General features: G+C 65.7%; 14 protein-coding genes. 10 read left to right on the top strand and 4 right to left on the bottom strand.

Annotated features, from left to right (window positions below; genetic code table 11):
* Nucleotide 1 precedes the first annotated feature (1 nt).
* Nucleotides 2-1,234, bottom strand: a complete 1,233-nt coding sequence (locus tag AC1RT8_RS18920) for a CaiB/BaiF CoA transferase family protein (RefSeq protein WP_493077421.1) — start codon at nt 1,232-1,234, stop codon at nt 2-4.
* A gap of 80 nt (nt 1,235-1,314) precedes the next feature.
* Between AC1RT8_RS18920 and AC1RT8_RS18915 the strand changes: the two genes are divergently transcribed.
* Both AC1RT8_RS18915 and AC1RT8_RS18910 read left to right on the top strand, forming a co-directional pair.
* On the top strand, nt 1,315-3,318 hold the full coding sequence (locus AC1RT8_RS18915; protein ID WP_493077419.1) for an oxidoreductase: 2,004 nt from the start codon (nt 1,315-1,317) through the stop codon (nt 3,316-3,318).
* Between the two features lie 48 nt (nt 3,319-3,366).
* Entirely contained in the window at nt 3,367-4,134 is a 768-nt protein-coding gene (locus AC1RT8_RS18910; RefSeq protein WP_493077417.1) for an enoyl-CoA hydratase-related protein, read from the top strand.
* Between the two features lie 3 nt (nt 4,135-4,137).
* Here AC1RT8_RS18910 and AC1RT8_RS18905 read toward each other — a convergent pair whose 3' ends face one another.
* Nucleotides 4,138-4,797 carry a TetR/AcrR family transcriptional regulator gene (locus AC1RT8_RS18905; protein ID WP_493077415.1) on the bottom strand — a complete coding sequence of 220 codons (660 nt, stop codon included), beginning with the start codon at nt 4,795-4,797 and terminating at the stop codon, nt 4,138-4,140.
* A gap of 181 nt (nt 4,798-4,978) precedes the next feature.
* On the opposite strand from AC1RT8_RS18905, the gene AC1RT8_RS18900 reads away from it, so the two are divergent.
* The 6 genes from AC1RT8_RS18900 to AC1RT8_RS18875 are packed head-to-tail and all read left to right on the top strand — an operon-like array spanning nt 4,979 to nt 10,620.
* On the top strand, nt 4,979-6,502 hold the full coding sequence (locus tag AC1RT8_RS18900) for a class I adenylate-forming enzyme family protein (RefSeq protein ID WP_493077413.1): 1,524 nt from the start codon (nt 4,979-4,981) through the stop codon (nt 6,500-6,502).
* A gap of 17 nt (nt 6,503-6,519) precedes the next feature.
* Nucleotides 6,520-7,725 (top strand): alpha/beta hydrolase, encoded by a 1,206-nt coding sequence (locus tag AC1RT8_RS18895; RefSeq protein WP_493077411.1) that lies wholly within the window; start codon nt 6,520-6,522, stop codon nt 7,723-7,725.
* Nucleotides 7,726-7,738: 13 nt separating this feature from the next.
* On the top strand, nt 7,739-8,548 hold the full coding sequence (locus tag AC1RT8_RS18890) for an enoyl-CoA hydratase/isomerase family protein (RefSeq protein WP_493077409.1): 810 nt from the start codon (nt 7,739-7,741) through the stop codon (nt 8,546-8,548).
* Nucleotides 8,545-9,705 carry an acyl-CoA dehydrogenase family protein gene (locus AC1RT8_RS18885; RefSeq protein WP_493077407.1) on the top strand — a complete coding sequence of 387 codons (1,161 nt, stop codon included), beginning with the start codon at nt 8,545-8,547 and terminating at the stop codon, nt 9,703-9,705. The genes AC1RT8_RS18890 and AC1RT8_RS18885 overlap by 4 nt, the downstream gene beginning before the upstream one ends.
* A complete protein-coding gene (locus tag AC1RT8_RS18880) occupies nt 9,702-10,298 on the top strand; it encodes an NAD(P)-dependent oxidoreductase (RefSeq protein WP_493077405.1) in 597 nt (198 codons plus the stop codon). The genes AC1RT8_RS18885 and AC1RT8_RS18880 overlap by 4 nt, the downstream gene beginning before the upstream one ends.
* 34 nt (nt 10,299-10,332) lie before the next feature.
* The gene (locus AC1RT8_RS18875; RefSeq protein ID WP_493077403.1) at nt 10,333-10,620 is read left to right on the top strand and encodes a putative quinol monooxygenase; all 288 of its coding nucleotides are present in this window, start codon (nt 10,333-10,335) and stop codon (nt 10,618-10,620) included.
* A gap of 298 nt (nt 10,621-10,918) precedes the next feature.
* Here the strand turns inward: AC1RT8_RS18875 and AC1RT8_RS18870 are convergent, their stop codons facing one another.
* Together AC1RT8_RS18870 and AC1RT8_RS18865 are read right to left on the bottom strand one after the other, a co-directional pair.
* Nucleotides 10,919-13,000 (bottom strand): PQQ-dependent dehydrogenase, methanol/ethanol family, encoded by a 2,082-nt coding sequence (locus tag AC1RT8_RS18870; RefSeq protein ID WP_493077401.1) that lies wholly within the window; start codon nt 12,998-13,000, stop codon nt 10,919-10,921.
* 14 nt (nt 13,001-13,014) lie between these two features.
* Nucleotides 13,015-14,502, bottom strand: coding sequence for an aldehyde dehydrogenase (locus AC1RT8_RS18865; protein WP_493077399.1), 1,488 nt, complete (start codon nt 14,500-14,502; stop codon nt 13,015-13,017).
* Between the two features lie 298 nt (nt 14,503-14,800).
* Here AC1RT8_RS18865 and AC1RT8_RS18860 point away from each other — a divergent pair, with 298 nt between their 5' ends.
* Together AC1RT8_RS18860 and AC1RT8_RS18855 are read left to right on the top strand one after the other, a co-directional pair.
* A complete protein-coding gene (locus AC1RT8_RS18860; protein WP_493077397.1) occupies nt 14,801-16,990 on the top strand; it encodes a TonB-dependent receptor in 2,190 nt (729 codons plus the stop codon).
* 78 nt (nt 16,991-17,068) lie between these two features.
* Nucleotides 17,069-17,389 (top strand): 2Fe-2S iron-sulfur cluster-binding protein, encoded by a 321-nt coding sequence (locus AC1RT8_RS18855; protein WP_493077395.1) that lies wholly within the window; start codon nt 17,069-17,071, stop codon nt 17,387-17,389.
* Nucleotides 17,390-17,398 lie beyond the last annotated feature (9 nt).

Here is a 17,398-nt window from a genome sequence, read left to right as displayed (position 1 = left end):
GTCAGATCACGCCGTCCTGCCGCAGCGCGTCGATGCCGGCCGGGTCGATGCCGAGCAGGTCGCCCAATATCCGGACGGTATGCGCGCCGATCGCCGGCCCCGCCCAGCGTATGTCTCCGGGCGCCTCGACCATATGCGGGACGATGCCGTTGTGGAGCACCGGATCGTCGAAATGGGGATCGGCGACCTCGCGAACCATGCCGCGCTCGCGATATTGCGGATCGGTGGCGATGTCGGCGGCGGTATAGACGCGCGAGCTGGGGATATCCGCCTCGGTCAGCATCGCCTCCAGCGTGTCGGCGTCGAGGGTGCGGGTCCAGTCGCCGATCAGCGTATCGAGCCGGGCGACATTGGCGACACGCTCCTGGTTGCCGGCATAGCCCGGCGCGCCGATCAGGTCGGTGCGGCCGACCAGTCCCATCAGCTTGGCGAACAGCGGCTCGCTGTTGGCGGCGATCAGCATCCAGACGCCGTCGGCGGTGGGATAGGCGTTGGTCGGCGCCGCGGTGGCGATGCCGCCGCCGGCGGGCTGTTTCACTTTGCCCAGCGCGCCATATTCGGGGAGCATCCCCTCCATCAGGCTGAGGATGCTTTCGGTCAGCGCGACGTCGATCGTCCGGCCCTTGCCGTCGCCGGCCGCGCGGTCGCGCTGCCACAATGCCGCCAGCACGCCGATCACAGCGTAGAGACCCGAGACCGAATCACCCACGCTGACCCCGACCCGGACCGGCGGCAGGTCGCTGGTGCCAGGTGCATGGTCGGTCAGATGGCGCAGCCCACCGATCGCCTCGCCGATCACGCCGAAGGCGGCGCGGTCGCGATAGGGACCGGTCTGCCCATAGCCGGAGATATGGGCGATGATCAGGTCGGGCCGGGCGCCGCGCAGCGTCTCGGGCGACAGGCCGAGCCTGGCGAGCTGGCCAGGGCGGAAATTCTCGATCACCGCGTCGCAATGCGGGATCAGCGACAGGACGAGATCGCGCGCGCGGGGATGCTTCAGGTCGATCGTCATGCTGCGCTTGTTGCGCGCGTGCATCGACCACCAGAGCGATTTGCCATCGATCTGTTCGCCCCATTGGCGGGCGGGATCCCCGGCCGGCGGTTCGATCTTGATGACGTCGGCGCCGAGATCGGCGAGCAGGCGGGTCGCGAACGGCGCGGCCACGAAATGGCCGATCTCCAGCACGCGCAGGCCGCCCAGCACCTGCCGCGTCGTGGCCGAACTTTCTGCCATTCGATCCCCTCAATAGCCGTTTTGCGTGATTGAATAACTAACGATGTTTGATATAAAAGTAAATGCCAGGAGGGGCGAGGATGTACGAACGCGCGCTGAGCCCGATCAACATGGGTGGCATCGAGGTCAAGAATCGCATCGCGCGCACCGCGCATGCGACGATGATGGCACGTGGCGGGCGAATCACCGACGAACTGATCGCCTATCACGCGGCGCGGGCGCAGGGCGGAGTCGGCCTGTCGATCCTCGAGGCGGCCGGAATCCATCCCTCGTCCTTGCTGTCGCTGGCCAATCTCGATGATTCGATCATCGACGGCTATCGCGCGCTGACCAGGGCGATCGCGCCCACGGGTATGCGATTGTTCCAGCAGCTCTGGCATGGCGGGCATATCTATCCTGCGCCCGATGGCGGGCCGCCGCTGGCGCCCTCCGATATTCCAAGCCACATCGCCGGGATCGCGCCGCGGCCGCTGACCCGGCGCCAGATCGACGAGATCGTCGCCGGCTATGCCGCCGCAGCCCGGCGGTGCGAGCTGGGCGGGCTCGACGGGATCGAGATCCATGCGGGTCATGGTTATCTGATCGCGCAGTTCCTCTCGCCAGTGCTCAACCGGCGCGAGGACGACTATGGCGGCGACCTGGACGGGCGGATGCATTTCCTGATGCGGGTGCTGGGGGCGGTGCGCGATGCCGTGTCGCCTGGCTTCGCCGTGGGTGTGCGACTCAGCGACAGCGCCGATCCGCGCATCCTGGCGATGAGCGATGTGGCGATCGTCGCCGCGCGGATCGAGCGCGAGGAACTGATCGACTATGTGAACATGTCCTATGGCGATTATTACGCGCTGCACCGCCAGGTCGGTGGGATGGACGCGCCGACCGGCTTCCAGATTCCCTTCACCGCGCCGCCGGTGGCCGATAGCCGCCTGCCGCGCCTGCTCAACGGCCGGTTCCGCACGCTGGAAGAGGTCGAACAGGTGCTGCGCGCCGGCGAGGCCGACCTGATCTCGATGGTGCGGGCGCATATCGCTGACCCCGATATCGTCGCCAAATCGGCGGCCGGCCATCCCGAGCGGGTGCGGCCCTGCATCGCCTGCAACCAGGGCTGTATCGGCCGCGTCGCCACCTTCGGCCGGCTTGGTTGCGTGGTGAACACGGCGGCCGGCGACGAGACCATGTTGGCGGAACGATTGATCGCGCCGGCCGCTCTGCCACAGCGCGTGCTGATCGTCGGCGGTGGGCCGGCCGGGATGGAGGCAGCGCGGATCGCGGCGACCGCCGGGCATCACGTCATTCTTGCCGAGGCGATGCCGAGCCTTGGCGGGTTGACCAATGTCTATCGCAACGCCCCGCGCATGGGCACGATCGGCGACATCGCAGGCTGGCTGGAGCAGGAGGTCTATCGGCTCGGCGTCGAGGTCCGCCTGTCGAGCTGGCTCGATGCCGACGACATCGTCGCCGAGGGGGCCGACACCGTGGTCCTCGCGATCGGCGCCGATCTCGATCCGGTGCTGCGCCAGGTGCAATTCCCGGCGGACGCGGTTGAACCGGAGCCCGGCGCGCGGATCATTTCGTCGATCGAGCTGTTCTCGGAACGCGGCATGGATCGCGGCCGCAGTGCCGTGGTGGTCGACGAACTCGGTCACTACGAAGCGATCGCCAGCGCGGAACATCTGCTGGCGCAGGGCGTGGCCGTCACCTTCGTCACCCGGCACAAGATGTTCGCACCCGGCATCGACATCACGCTCCGGACCCAGTCAGCGCTCGAACGCCTGCACGCGCTGGGCGACTTTGCGCTGCGGGTCGGCACGCAACTGATCGCCGCGCGGCCTGGCAGCGTCGAAGTCAGGCCGCAATTCGGCGGGCGCGTCGAAACCCTGGCGGCGGATACCGTGGTGTGGGTGCCGATCCGCCCGGGTCAACCCGCCCTAGCCGAAGAACTGGAGGCGCGGGGAGTTGCCGCGCTCTGCATCGGCGACATGCTTGCCGGGCGGAACTTGCAGACCGCGATCCGCGAGGGGCATCTTGCCGCGCGGGGGCTGGGGTCGCGCGCGATCGTGCGGGCGCCGGAACCGGTCGACGCCTGAGAACCCAAGAAGAGACGCACTTTGCCATCGCCGTCCGAAGGAAAGAAGATGTTCACCGAGACACTGCACGCCGACGGGATCCTCGAACTCGTCATAGACCGGCCGCCCGTCAACGCCTTCAGCATCGGCCTGTTGCACGATCTTGCCGCGCGCCTCGAAGCCGTGCGCGATCAGGCGGCGGTCCGGGCGGTCGTGCTGCGTAGCGCCGGGCGCGGCTTTTGCGGTGGCGGCGACGTCAAGGAGGTTGAAGGACTGCCTGGGTTCGAAGGCATTCTCGGCCAGTCCTCGGGCTCGCTGCGGACGAGCCTGGCGGTGCTGCAATGCGCGGTACCGGTGATTTGCGGCGTGCATCATTATTGCGTCGGGGTGGGGGTGCTCATCGCTGGTTCGGCCGATATTCTCGTCGCCTCACGCGACACGCGGTTCGTGCTGGCCGAGATCGACAATGGCGCGACGGCGGGTGCGGTCCAGGCGCTGAAGCTGATGCCCGAAAAGCGCGTCCGCGCGGCGATGATGACCGCCGAGCCGGTGCTGGCGCAGGAACTGCACGCACTCGGCAGCATCTACCGGCTCGTGGAAGCCCATGACTCGGTCGCGGTGGAGGCGATGGCGGTCGCGGCCAGGGTGGCCGGCAAAAGCGCGGAGGCGATGCGCCGGCTGAAGACCTCGCTCAACAACAGCACCAAGGCGCATGAACTGAACACGCTGTACCGGGCGGAGATGAGCTACACCTATGAACTCAACATCATGGGTGAAGCCTCGGCCGGCCGGTCCGCCTTTATCGACGGTACGCGCGGCAGCTATACTGCGGACTGACCATCAGACCTTGGTCGCATTCGCCTCGGGCTGGGGTGGCGCGTCCACCCCGGCGGCGGCGTAATATTCGGTGAGGACGGCATCCACCGCCGCCTTCGCCATCACCTCGAACACCCGCGCGCGCGAAATGTCGCGGTTCCGGCGGACATGGAACAGGAACGGATTCTGCTCCTGCCAATCGTCGGTGCCGGTATCGGCATCGGCGGCCGATTCATACGCGGCAGAGCCCAGCGCCAGCGACTCAAGGCCCTCCATCAACGGCATGATCACGCCCGGCGGGACGCCCTGAACCGCGAGCAGCCCTGCCGTGGCATTGTGCTCGGTCAGGCCGATGCGCAGCGGATGACGGCGCATCAGGATCGGGATCAGGTTCGGGTGCGCGCGCAGCGCCTTCCAATATTCGATCGCGTTACTGATCAGCCATTCGCGCCAATCGGCGTTTGTCGTGTTTGGCGTACGGACATTGGCCAGGGCGAGTTCGGAGGCGCCGACCAGGATATGCTCCTTGCTCTTGAAATGATGGTAGAGCGAAATGCCGCGCACATTGAGTTCGTCGCCAAGACGGCGGATGCTCAAGGCATCCAGACCTTCCTCGTCGATGATCCGCAACGCCACCTCGAGTGTCTTGCGGCGGGAAATGAGCGCCTGTTTTGGCCGGCCCATGGGCAGCTTTACTCCGAAAATGCGTGTCGTGTCTGGTATGGCTCTAGCCGGGCTTGGCCGATGGAGCGATCATTTTCGTCAGTTCGACGCTTGACGAATTGCATCGTAAAACTATCAGTGTTAGGCAACTACTCACAAGGTCGCTCCATGGCGGCGTAAATCAGCGAGGCGGAGGGTGTCGATGCAATATGCCGCGGCGGACTGGGTGGCGAATTATGCCCGGACGCAGCCCGAGGCGCGGGCACTCACCAATTTCGATACCGGCGAGACGCGCAGCTGGGCGGAACTCGATGTACGGGTGGGGCAGATTGCCCATGCGCTTCGGCACGAGCTGGGTCTCCAGCGCGGCGATCGGATCGTCAATATCTCCGATGGCGACCTGCGCCATTTCGAACTGCAATTCGCCTGCGCGCGCGCTGGCCTGGTCTGGGTGCCGCTCAATTTCCGCCATACCATCGTCGAGCTGAGCCGGGCGTGCCGTGAGATGCAGCCGCGGCTGATGCTGACCGATGCCGTCTGGGGCGAAACCGCGCGGGCGGTGGCGGCGGAGACCGGCATCCCGGTCACCCTCGACTGGGGCAAGAGCGGCGGGCTCGATGCGCTGCTCGACGACGGCCATTACCTGCCGGCAAGCGCCGATGTGGATCCCGACGCGCCGCTCCAGATCCTCTATACCTCAGGCACCACCGGCACGCCCAAGGCGGCGATCGTCACGCTCGGCGCGATGGTCTGCTATGCGCTGCAGCAAGTGCAGTTCTGCGCCACGGCCGAGCCCGCGCATCTGTTCCAGCCCATGCCGCTGTTCCATTTCGGCGGGCTCAACACCGCGAGCAACCCGATCCTGTTCTTCGGCGGGCATGTTACCGTGTCGGCGCGCTTCGATGCGACTGCGACGACCGCATTCTGCGGCGATCCGGCCAACGCCGTGACTCATCTCTGCCTGCCCCCGGTGATGTACCAGATGATGGCGGAAAGCCCGCCCTTCGCCTCGGCCGATTTCTCGACATTTCGCCGTTTCATCTGCGGTGGCGGCCGTGTCTCTGAGCGGCTGCGCGCGGCCTTCGAGCCCAAGGGCGCGCGCTTCGTGCCGCAATATGGCGGGACGGAGACCGGGCCCGTCACGTCGATGAACCCCGACCGGCTCGACAAGATCATGGCCGGATCGTGCGGCCAGAAGTCGATGCATATCGATATGCGCGTGGTCGACGAGCACGGCGAGGACGTCGAGCGCGGTCAGCCCGGCGAGGTGTGGGTGCGCGGACCCGGCGTCACGATCGGTTATCTCGGTGCCGATGCGCGGATCGAGCGGCCCGAGGGCTGGCTGAAGACCGGCGATGTCGTGTGGGAGGACGAGGAAGGCTTCTTCTACGTCGTCGACCGGGTGAAGGACATGTACAAGTCCGGCGGCGAGAATGTTTTCTCTGCCGAGGTCGAGGGCGTGCTGTTGACCAACCCGGCGGTCGCCGAATGCGCGGTGATCGGCGTCGCCGACGATCAATGGGGCGAAGTCGGGCTCGCGGTGGTGGTCGCGACCGCGGGGCATGAGGTGACGATAGAATCCCTCCGCGCGACCTGCGAGGGCAGGCTCGCCCGCTACAAGCATCCCAGGCACGTGGCGCTGGTGGATTCCTTTCCGCGCAACGTCACCGGCAAGATCTCCAAACCCGCACTCCGCGCCCAGTTCGGCGGCAGCCGGAGCGTGTGACCAGCAAGGATCCGAAGATGGCAGAGCCCGTACGTTACAGCCGCACGCCGTTCCTGATCGTCCACCGCGAGAACAAGGTACGCAAGGACGTCTACGGCGCGATCGACGATGCGATCGTGCTTCAGGCGCAGCATATCCGAGGGGCCAATCCATCGGACACGGTGCTGATCGTGATGCATCCGATCGGCGCGCCGGCCTGGCTGCCGGTGTTCGCCCAGCTCGCCCGCGCCGGCCACCACATCATCGCCTGCGCCTCGCGCTACTGGACCGGCGACGCGCCGCTCGAGATGGAGAATGTGCTGCTCGACCTCGGTGCGTGCATCAAGGATGCCAGGGAACGGCTCGGCTATAGCAAGACCGTGCTGCTCGGCTGGAGCGGCGGCGGCTCGCTGATGGCGGGCTATCAGGCCGAGGCCGAGAAGCCGGTGATCCAGCTCAGTGCCTCGGGCGAGGAGACGCCTTTGGCCGGCGCGCCGCTGATCGCGGGCGACGCGATCATGCTGGTGGCCTCGCATCGCAGCCGCCACAAATTGCTGACCGGCCAGATCGACCCGTCGGTACTCGACGAAGCCGATCCCGACAGGCGCGATCCGGCGCTCGATCTCTACGATCCCGCTAACCCGGCCCAGCCGCCGTATCAGGCCAATTTCCTCGCGACCTATCGCCAGGCGCAGATCGACCGCAACCGGCGGATCAGCGCCTGGGCGAAGGACAAGCTCGCCAGCCTGAAGGCGAAGGGTGATGCGCATGGCGAGTATTGCTTCGTCGTCCACCGGACGATGGCCGATCCGCGCTGGATCGACCCGAGTGTCGACCCCAATCAGCGCAAGCCCAACTGGACCTATCTCGGCGATCCGCGCGTGGTGAATAACAGCGCGGCGGCGCTTGCCCGGTTCAATTCGCTCAGGGGCTGGCTGTCGCAATGGAGCTATGACGACGCGCAGGTGGATTCGGTCGATGCGGGCCCGCGCATCTCGGTGCCCGGCATGGTGATCACCGCGGGTGCCGACGATGCCTGCCCGCCCGAACATACCGACCTGATGTTCGACGCGCTCGGCTCGGCCGACAAGCAGAAGGTCATAATCGACGGGGCCAATCATTATTTCACTGGCGCGGACGGCAAGTCGCACCTGACCCAGGTGGTCGGGATCATCTCCGACTGGCTCGCCGAGCGCGATCTCGTCAACGATACCGTGCTTGCCGCCGCCCGCATCGCCGCCTGACCGGGAGACTATCATGGCCTTGTTCGACGATTATCAGGCGATCCTGTTCAAGCGGCGCGGCCGCGTGCTCGAGGTGACGCTCAACCGGCCCGACAAGCTCAACGCGACCGATGCCGTGCTCCATGCCGAGCTGGCGCGCGTGTTCGTCGAGATCTCAAGCGATCCGGACAGCGACGTGGTGGTGCTGACCGGCGCCGGCCGCGCCTTTTCGGCGGGCGGCGATATCGGCTGGATGCAGGAGATGATCGACCGCGAGAACGGCTTCGACCAGACCGCGCGCGAGGCCAAGCAGATCGTGTTCGGGCTGATCGATTGCGAGAAGCCGGTGATCGCCAAGATGAACGGCCACGCCACCGGGCTGGGCGCGACGATCGCCTTGTTCTGCGACGTCATCTTCGCGGCCGATCATGCCAAGATCGGCGATCCGCATGTCAGCATCGGCTTTGTCGCCGGCGATGGCGGCGCGGTGATCTGGCCGCAGCTGATCGGCTATGCCCGCGCCAAGGAATATCTGCTGACCGGCGACATGATGACGGCGCACCAGGCCGCGCAGATGGGGCTGATCAACCATGCGGTGCCCGCCGACGAACTCGACGCGCGGGTCGACGCCTTTGCCGACAAGCTCGTCGCGGGGGCGACCCAGGCGATCCGCTGGACCAAGATGTCGGTCAATATCGGGCTGCGCGATCTCGCCACGTCGATCATGGATGCGTCGCTCGCCTATGAGGCGCGCTCCAACGACACGCCCGATCACCAGGAAGCAGTGCGGGCCTTTGCCGAGAAGCGGGCGCCGGTGTTCGGCCATGCAAAGGCAGGGACATGAACTTCGACGAAGGTGAGATCGTCACCTCGCTCCGCGACTCGCTGGAGCGGTTTGTCGAGCGCGAGATGCCGCGCAGCGCGGCGCAGGATTGGGACGCGCGCAACCATTTTCCGCGCGAGGTGCACAAGAAGCTCGCCGATCTCGGCGTGCTCGGCCTGACCATCCCCGAGGAATATGGCGGCCTCGGCCGCGACATCGTGGCGACCATGGTGGTGATCGAGGAATTGTCGCGGCGGAGCCTCGCCGTGTCGGTGCCGTACATCATGGCCGCCTGCTATGCGGGCATGAACATCGAGGAATGCGGCACCGAGGCGCAGAAGCGCGACTTGCTGCCGAAGATCGTCTCGGGCGATCTGCTCTTCGCCTATGGCCTGACCGAGCCCGATGCCGGCGCCGACCTCGCCAGCGTGAAGACCCGGGCCGAGCGCGATGGGGACGTGCTGCGGATAGACGGCAGCAAGCGTTTCTGTTCGGGCGCGGGGATCGCTGACTATATCTACACTTTGGTCCGCACCGGCCCGGCCGAGGAGCGCCATCGCAACCTCAGCTTCGTGCTGGTGCCGCCAGACGCGCCGGGCGTTACGATCACCAAGATCGAGTCGATGGGCATGAAGGGCGCGGCGACGACCGACGTCAGCTTCGACAATGTCGAGGTGCCGATCGCGAATCTGGTGGGCGGCGAGGCGGGCTGGAATGCCGGCTGGAAGATGCTGGTCGGGCCGGGGCTCGACGTCGAGAAGCTCGAGGTGGCGGCGATCGGGGTCGGCATCGCCCGCGCCGCGCTCGACGATGCCTGGGCCTATGCGCTTGAACGCCGCCAGTTCGGGCGGACGATCGGCGAGTTCCAGTCGATCCAGCACAAGCTCGCCGAGATGCAGACCCAGGTCCATGCCGCGCGGCTCGTGCTGTACCAGGCGGCCTGGCTGGCGAACGAGCGGCGGCCCTGTTCGGCCGAGACGTCGATGGCCAAGCTGTTCGCCACCGAGGTTGCCAAGATGGTGGCGCTCGAATGCCAGACGATCCTCGGCGCCTATGGCTATGTGAAGGATTTCGATGCCGAGCGTTATGTCCGGGACGCGCTGCTGATGCCGATCATCGGCGGATCGTCGGCGGTCCAGCGCAACAATATCTTCAAGCTGGCCGGGGCGCGCCGATGAAGGTCGCGCTGGTCGGGGCGAGCGGCAAGGTCGGCCAGCGCCTCGTCGCGGAGCTGACTGGGCGCGGGCATCAGGTGACGGGCATCGCCCGGCAGCCGGCCGAGACCGGCATGGCGATGGTGGTGGCCGATGCGAACGATCGCGCGGCGCTGGCCGCGGCGATCCGCGGCTGCGATGCGGTGATGGTCGCAGGCCGGTTCTTGTCGATGGACGCGGCGACGATCCTCGATGCGGTTGCCGATGCGGGCGTGCCGCGGTTGCTGGTCGTCGGCGGCGCGGGCAGCCTGTTCGTTGCTCCAGGCCTGCAACTGGCGGACGCGCCGGGGGTGCCGGCCGAATTCCTGCCCGAAATTTCCGCCGGCAGGCGCTTTCTCGAAACGCTCCGGGCGAGCGACGCCGACTGGACCTTTCTCTCCCCCGCCGCGCAGTTCGGCCCCGGAGAGCGGACCGGCCTCTACCGGTTGGGTGGCGACGACCTGATGCGCGATGCACAGGGCGAGAGCCGGATCTCGTACGAGGATCTCGCCAAGGCGCTGGTCGATGAACTGGAAGAGCCGCGGCACAGCCGGAAACGCTTCTCGATCGCCTACTGAACGCGGCCTGTCCAATCCCTTGCGGAGCCCAAGCATGACAATCCTTCGCCACTACAGGATGACCGCGGCGGAGGGCCGTGGCAGCGATCTCCGTTCGGCGCTTCAGGACCTTGCGGAAAAGGTCAGGCCCGTGCCCGGCTGCGAAGGGGTGCGGCTTTACGCCGATCCCGACGATTCCCTGACCCATGTCTTCATCGAGGAATGGCGGTCGCTGGACGATCACAAGGCTGCCGGGCGCGCGCTCGGCAAGGAAGCGTTCGCACCGGTGATGGCGGTCCTCTCCGGCCCGCCCGAAGGCCGCTACCTCGAAGCGATCCCCTGACGCCTGTTTTCCGACAATAGGAAAGAGCGCGCCCGAACAGGTCCGGCGAGGGATGATATGCCGGATTCTATGTCACGGTTGAATCGACATCTCTGACGGGGCTGTGGGGACGAGCGGTTGCAGTGTGGGGACGAGCGGCGGGAGATATGGGACACCACATTGTCCCATATCTCCCGCCCCGCCTGGGCGAAGGGTTTATAGAATACTATTATATATCATATACTTAAATGGAAGAATATGATCCTGAACTGGGCTGGCGCGGGGCCTCGCGGAGATTTGGGTATCGCGACGCGAGCGGTTATTTCTTCCCGGCAGCCCCCGGAGCTGCGGCCCCCTTCTTCGCCTGGCGGATCACATAGGCGCGGATATTCTCCGCGTCCTGCGGCGTCAGGATCTTGTCGAAGGCGACCATGCCCTGGTCCTTGAGCACCCCGTCGATCACCACCGATTTCCACAGCGCCGGATCGTGCAGAGCGCCCGAGCGCCGCAGATCGGCGGTATAGGATACCGACGCATTGGCGCCGTGGCAGACGCCGCAGGTACGGGCATACTCGACCATACCGAGATCGGCATTGCCGGTCGAACTCAGGCCGGCGACATCGATCGGCGCCGGTTCCACGGCGGCGGGCTTGGGCAAAGTCGCGGTGCCGCCCAGCTTGAACACCATCAGGCGGCCATTACTGCGCGGCTGGTTCGGCACGATCTTCCCGACCAGCGCGCCCGCGCCGCCAAAGCCGGCCATCACGGCGATATATTGCTCGCCGTTGATGCGGTAGCTGATCGGCGGCGCGATGATGCTCTGCCCCGCCTTGAACGACCAGAGCGGCTTGCCGTCATAGGCATCATAGGCGCTGAGCACGCCATCCATGTCGCCCTGGAAGACCAGATCGCCGGCCGTCGCCAGCGTGCCGCCGTTCACGAACCAGCGTTTCGGCACCGACCAGCGCGCCTTTTGCGCAACCGGATCCCAGGCGAGCAACTGCCCGGTGGTCGCGGCGAGGATCTGGGGGAGCTGATCCTCGGGAAAATCGGGTATTGTGATGCCGGCATTCTGCCCGACCGGACGGTGCTGAAACTTGTCGAGCTTCTGATAGACGCCGGTGGTGAACTGCACCGGGATATAGACCAGCCCGGTGCGTGGGCTGAACGACATCGCCTGCCAACTATGCGCACCGAACGGCCCGGGCTGCAGGACCGCGGGGCTGTTCTGGTAATGGACATTGGGCACGAAATTGGGCCGGCCCGTCTTCATGTCGATGCCGGTCGACCAGGTCACCGGTGCGAAGGGCTTCGCCGACAGCAGTTTGCCCGTCTTGCGATCGAGCACATAGAAATAGCCGTTCTTGGGCGCCTGCATCAGCACGTCGCGCGGCTCGCCGTCGATCTTCAGGGTCGCGGTCACGATCTGCTGGGTCGCGGTATAATCCCAGCTGTCCGACGGCGTGGTCTGGTAATGCCATTTATATTTGCCGGTATCGGGGTCGACCGCGACGATCGAGGACAGGAACAGATTGTCGCCCTTGCCGCCCGACCGGACCTGGTAATCGAACGGGCCGCCATTGCCGGCGCCGATATAGAAAAGATCGGCTTCCGGATCATAGGTCATCGCGTCCCAGGCGGTGCCGCCGCCGCCGCTGCTGCGCCATTCGCCATCGCCCCAGCTCTGATAGGCCTTGGCCATCAGCACCTCGTCCGAGGCAGCGCCATCGGGTTTCCCTTGCGGATTGGGTGTCAGGTAGAACCGCCAGACGAGCTTGCCGCTCGCTGCATCATAAGCGGTGACGAAACCGCGCACGCCCATCTCGGCGCCGCCATTGCCGATCACGATCTTGTCCTTCGCCACGCGGGGTGCGCCGGTGATGGTGTAGCGCATCGTCGACGGCGCGCCCTCGAGCGTATTGACCTGCCAGGCGAGCTTGCCGCTCTTCGCGTCGATCGCGACCAGCCGGCCGTCGAGCGTGCCGACATAGACCTTGCCGCCCTGCACCGCGACGCCGCGGTTGATCGCGTCGCAACAGGCGCTGATCAGGGCGTCGTGCGGGGTCTGCGGATCGTAGGACCATAGCTGCTTGCCGGTCGCCGCGTCGAACGCATAGACCAATGACCAGGCGGTGCTGACATAGACCACGCCGTCCACCATCAGCGGCGTCGCCTCCTGGCCACGGTCGCTATTCACCTCGGCCGACCAGGTCAGGCCGAGCTTGCCGACCGTCGAGCGGTTGATCAGGTCGACCGGGCTGAAGCGCTGCTCCCGCTGATCGTGCCCGTAATAGGGCCATTCGTCCGACGAGGCCGCGCCGGTTCCATCCGCCCCGCCGCCGTGACAGCCGGCCAGCAGCAACGCCAGCCCGCTCGCGAGCCCGATAAATGTCCGCTTCATATTACCCCCCAATGTCAGGCGAGGACCGACGACGGCTCTTCGTCCAGGATCACCGTCTTGGCTTCGAGATAGGGCAGCAGGCCGAGCCGGCCGCCCTCCCGGCCGATGCCCGAGCGTTTCCAGCCGCCAAAGGCGATGCCGAAATCGCTGCGAAACGCGTTGTGGCCGACGGTGCCGGCACGCATCCGCCGCGCAACCTGCATCGCCCGGTCGCGATCGGCGGTGAAGACCGAGCTGTTGAGGCCGAAATCGCTGTCATTGGCCATCGCGATCGCCTCTTCCTCATCGCGCGCGGGGATGACCGAGATGACGGGTCCGAAAATCTCCTCCCGGGCGATCTTCGCGTCGTTGCGCACGCCGCCGAACAGAGTGGGTTCGAGATAATAGCCGCGATTGAAGCCGTGCGGCCGGCCGCCGCCGGTGGCGAGCGTGAAGCCGTCCGCCTTGCCGCTTTCGATATAGCCCTCGATCCGGTCGCGCTGCCGCTTCATCGACATCGGCCCCATCTGGGTGGCGAGATCGAACGGATCGCCGACCTGAACCTGTTTCAGCGCGTCCGCGATGCCGTCGAGCAGGGCGTCGTGGCGGTGCTGCGGGACGATGACCCGGCTGAGCGCCGAGCAGAATTGCATGCCGAGCATGCCGACCTGCGGCGCGACCGCGTTGACGACGATATCGAGCGGCGAATCGTCGAGCACCACGGCGGCCGACTTGCCGCCCAGTTCCAGCGTCGCGCGCGCCATGCGGCCGCCGCAGATCGAGGCGACTCGCTGGCCGACCGCGCTCGATCCTGTGAAGCTGATCTTGTCGACGCCTTCGTTGCGGACGAGCAATTCGGAGACGTCGCGGTCAGCCATCAGGATGTTGAGCACGCCCGGCGGCAGACCAAGCTCCTGGACGATCTCGCCGAGCAGCACGCCTTCCAGCGGCGCCTCGGGCGACATCTTCACCACGACCGTGCAGCCGGCGAGCAGGGCAGGGGCCAGCTTCGAGGCGAGCATCAGGATCGGCGCATTCCACGGGATGATCGCGCCGACCACACCGACCGGTTCATGGATCAGCAGGCCAATATTGCCGCCCGCGGTCGGCGTGTGCCGCTCAACAAAGGGAAAGTCGTCCGCCATCCGCGCAAAGTCGCGGATCATCGCGCACGAACCTGCGACCATATGGCCGCCATAGCCGATCAGCCCGCCGACCTCCGACGTCCAGATCCGTGCGAACAGATCCGACTTCGCCTCGATCGCATCGGCAAGGCGCGCCAGGAAGTCGCCGCGCTCGCGATGCGACAGGCGCGGCCAGGGGCCGTGATCGAAGGCGCGGCGCGCGGCGTCGACGGCACGCCCGATATCCTCGGCGGTGGCGAAGGGCACCGCGGCGAAGACCGTTTCGTCGGAAGGGGTGACGATCTCGAACAGGGTGCGATCCCCGGGCTCGATCCATTCGCCGTCGATCAGGAAGCGGCCATGCCGCACACGATCGAGCATCTGTTCGTCCGCAGTCATCGCATCTCCAACCCCGCGGCCCTTGAGTCGGCCGCTTTTGTCGCTTTACCCTAACGCTGTTTCATAATCGCGGCAAGGTGCCCGCCAACCAGTGGCTGTCGCGACCTGATCATCTCGCACCTGCGAAAAACATAGGTTGTGTAAGGAGCGCGATGCCGAAACGATCTTTTGAGTGACCCAAAACTGGTCGTTGCAATCCATCGCAAACGACGATAACAAGCTAACACCGTATGGTTCAATGGCGAACCGGCGGGCAGGAGGACCGCCAAAAAGAGCGGCGCCGGTTGGGGAGGACGAAATGAACACTCGTGTCATGTTGCTTTCAGGTGTCGCGCTGGCCGTTGGTGTCGCGGCCCCGGCCTATGCCCAGTCAGTCGAACCGACGGCCGCAGGCGCGCAGCCCCAGGCCGACGATACCACGCTGCCGGACATCATCGTCACTGCGCAGCGCACCTCGCAGTCGCTCCAGCAGGTGCCGATCGCCGTCACCGCGGTCACCGCGGGCGATCTTGCCTCGCGCCAGGTGATGAACACGCTCAACCTCGATACGGCGGTGCCGAACCTGACGCTGACCGAGAATGGCGTGTCGGTGACGCCGTTCCTGCGCGGCGTCGGCTCGAACCAATCCAACCCGAACGACGAGGCGTCGGTCGCGACCTATATCGACGGCGTCTATATCCCGTCGGTCACCGGCAACATCTTCAAGTTCAACAATGTCGAGCGGATCGAGGTGCTGAAAGGGCCGCAGGGCACCTTGTTCGGCCGCAACGCCACCGGCGGCGTGATCCAGATCATCACCCGTGATCCAGTCCAGCAACCTCTGGTCGATGCCAGCGTGGGCTATGGCACCTACAACACGCTCGAGGCCCAGGCCTATGTGTCGGGCGGGCTCGCCAGCAATCTGGCGGCCGATCTCGCCTTCAGCTTCGATCGCAACGGCGACGGCTATGGCAAGGACATCAACCGCAATGCGGACATCTTCCTCCGCAACCAGGTCGGCCTCCGCTCGAAGATCCTCTGGACCCCGGGGGCGAACACCGAGATCCGGCTGACCGGCGATTACAGCCGGCTGAAGTCGACCGGCGCCGACTATCAGCTCGCCCAGGGCGTGATCGGCGCGGACGGCGTCACCAGCTATCCGGGCAAGCGCAGGACCAACACCGACTTCCGCAACACGGCCGACAACGAGGTCTATGGCTTCTCGCTGCGGATCGATCAGGATCTGGACTTCGCGCGCCTGGTCAGCATCTCGGGCTATCGCCATGTCACGGGCGAATTCCAGCTCGACCAGGATGCGACGCCGACGCCGATCGTCCAGGCCACGATCAACCAGTTCGCGGAAAGCTTCTCGCAGGAAATCCAGCTGCTCTCGAACAAGGATTCGAAGATCGACTGGCTGATCGGCGGTTATTTCTTCGACGCCAAATATGCCTATACGCCGCTGCGCATCGCCGGCTTCGCCGCGGCGCCGCTTCCCAATATCGATCTGTTCGGCTCACAGAAGACCAGATCCTATTCGGGCTATGGCCAGGCGACCGTGCCGATCTTCACCGACACCAAGCTGACGGGCGGCCTGCGCTACACCTATGAAACGCAGGATACCGATGGTTACACCGCAAGCGGTGGCGTGGTGTTTCCGCATCCCGCCAACCCGCTATGCCCCGGCGCCACCACCAACTGCCCGCAATCGCAGAACATCAAGAAGCTCACCTGGCGCGCGGCGCTCGACCATAATTTCTCGCCGGATATCCTCGGTTATCTTTCATACAATCGCGGCATCAAGAGCGGCGGCTTCAACATGATCAACGCCGGCACGCCCGGCTATCGGCCCGAGGTGCTGGATGCCTATGAAGCCGGCCTGAAGATGCAGTTCTTCGACCACAAGGTCCGCTTCAACATCGCCGCCTTCATCTATGATTACAAGGACATCCAGGTCTTCAACATCACCGGCGGCGGCGCGGTGCTGACCACCAACGCGGCGGCTGCCCGGGTGCACGGCGTGGATGCCGACCTGACGATCAAGGCATCGCGCCATTTCACCATCTCGGCGGGCGCGGGCTGGCTCGACGGCAAATATACCGACTTCCCCAACGCGACCTTCACGCCCTCCTCGCCCCTGCTCGGCGGGCAGAGTTCGGTGAACGCGACGGGCAACGACATGATCTACGCGCCGCGGGTCAGCGCCAATTTGTCGCTCGACTATCGCATCCCGACCAGCATCGGCGAATTCGGGTTGAACGCCACGGGGTCCTATCGCGACAAGGTGTTCGTCTCGGCCGCCAACCGGCTGTTCATTCCGTCCTATGCGGTCGTCAACACGACGATCGGCTGGACCTCGCCCGACAAGCTTTATGGCGTCCAGTTCTGGGTCAGGAACCTGTTCGACAAGGATTATTATCTGAACCGTACCGAGCAGGCGCTGGGCGACATCCAGTTCCTGGCGCCGCCGCGTACCGTCGGCGTCACGGTCAGCTTCAGGAACCGTTGACCGGTCGGAACGGGCAACGGCAGGAATTGGTGACCGGCGGCACAATGTCGCCGGTCACATGCCATCAAGGGAGCGGCGATGGTCAGGGTCACGTACAAGGATGTGGACGGTGCCGAAATCGAGGTCGACGCCATGGAGGGCGCCAGCCTGATGGAAACGGCGGTGCGCAACGGCGTCGTCGCCATCGAGGGCGAGTGCGGCGGCGCGCTCGCCTGCGCGACCTGCCACGTCCATATTCCCGACGAATGGCGCACGGTGACCGGCGAAGCCTCGGACGACGAGCGGGAGATGCTCGAATTCGGCGTTGAAGTGGACGAACGCAGCCGCTTATCGTGCCAGATCCATGTCACCGCCGCGATGGAGGGGATCACCATCCTCACCCCGCGCAGCCAGCGTTGAGCGCGACCA

The organism is Sphingomonas sp. GW821-FHT10F11 (assembly GCF_058809095.1).
The sequence above is the reverse complement of the archived record's forward strand: the minus strand, read 5'-3'. Positions and strand labels throughout refer to the sequence as shown.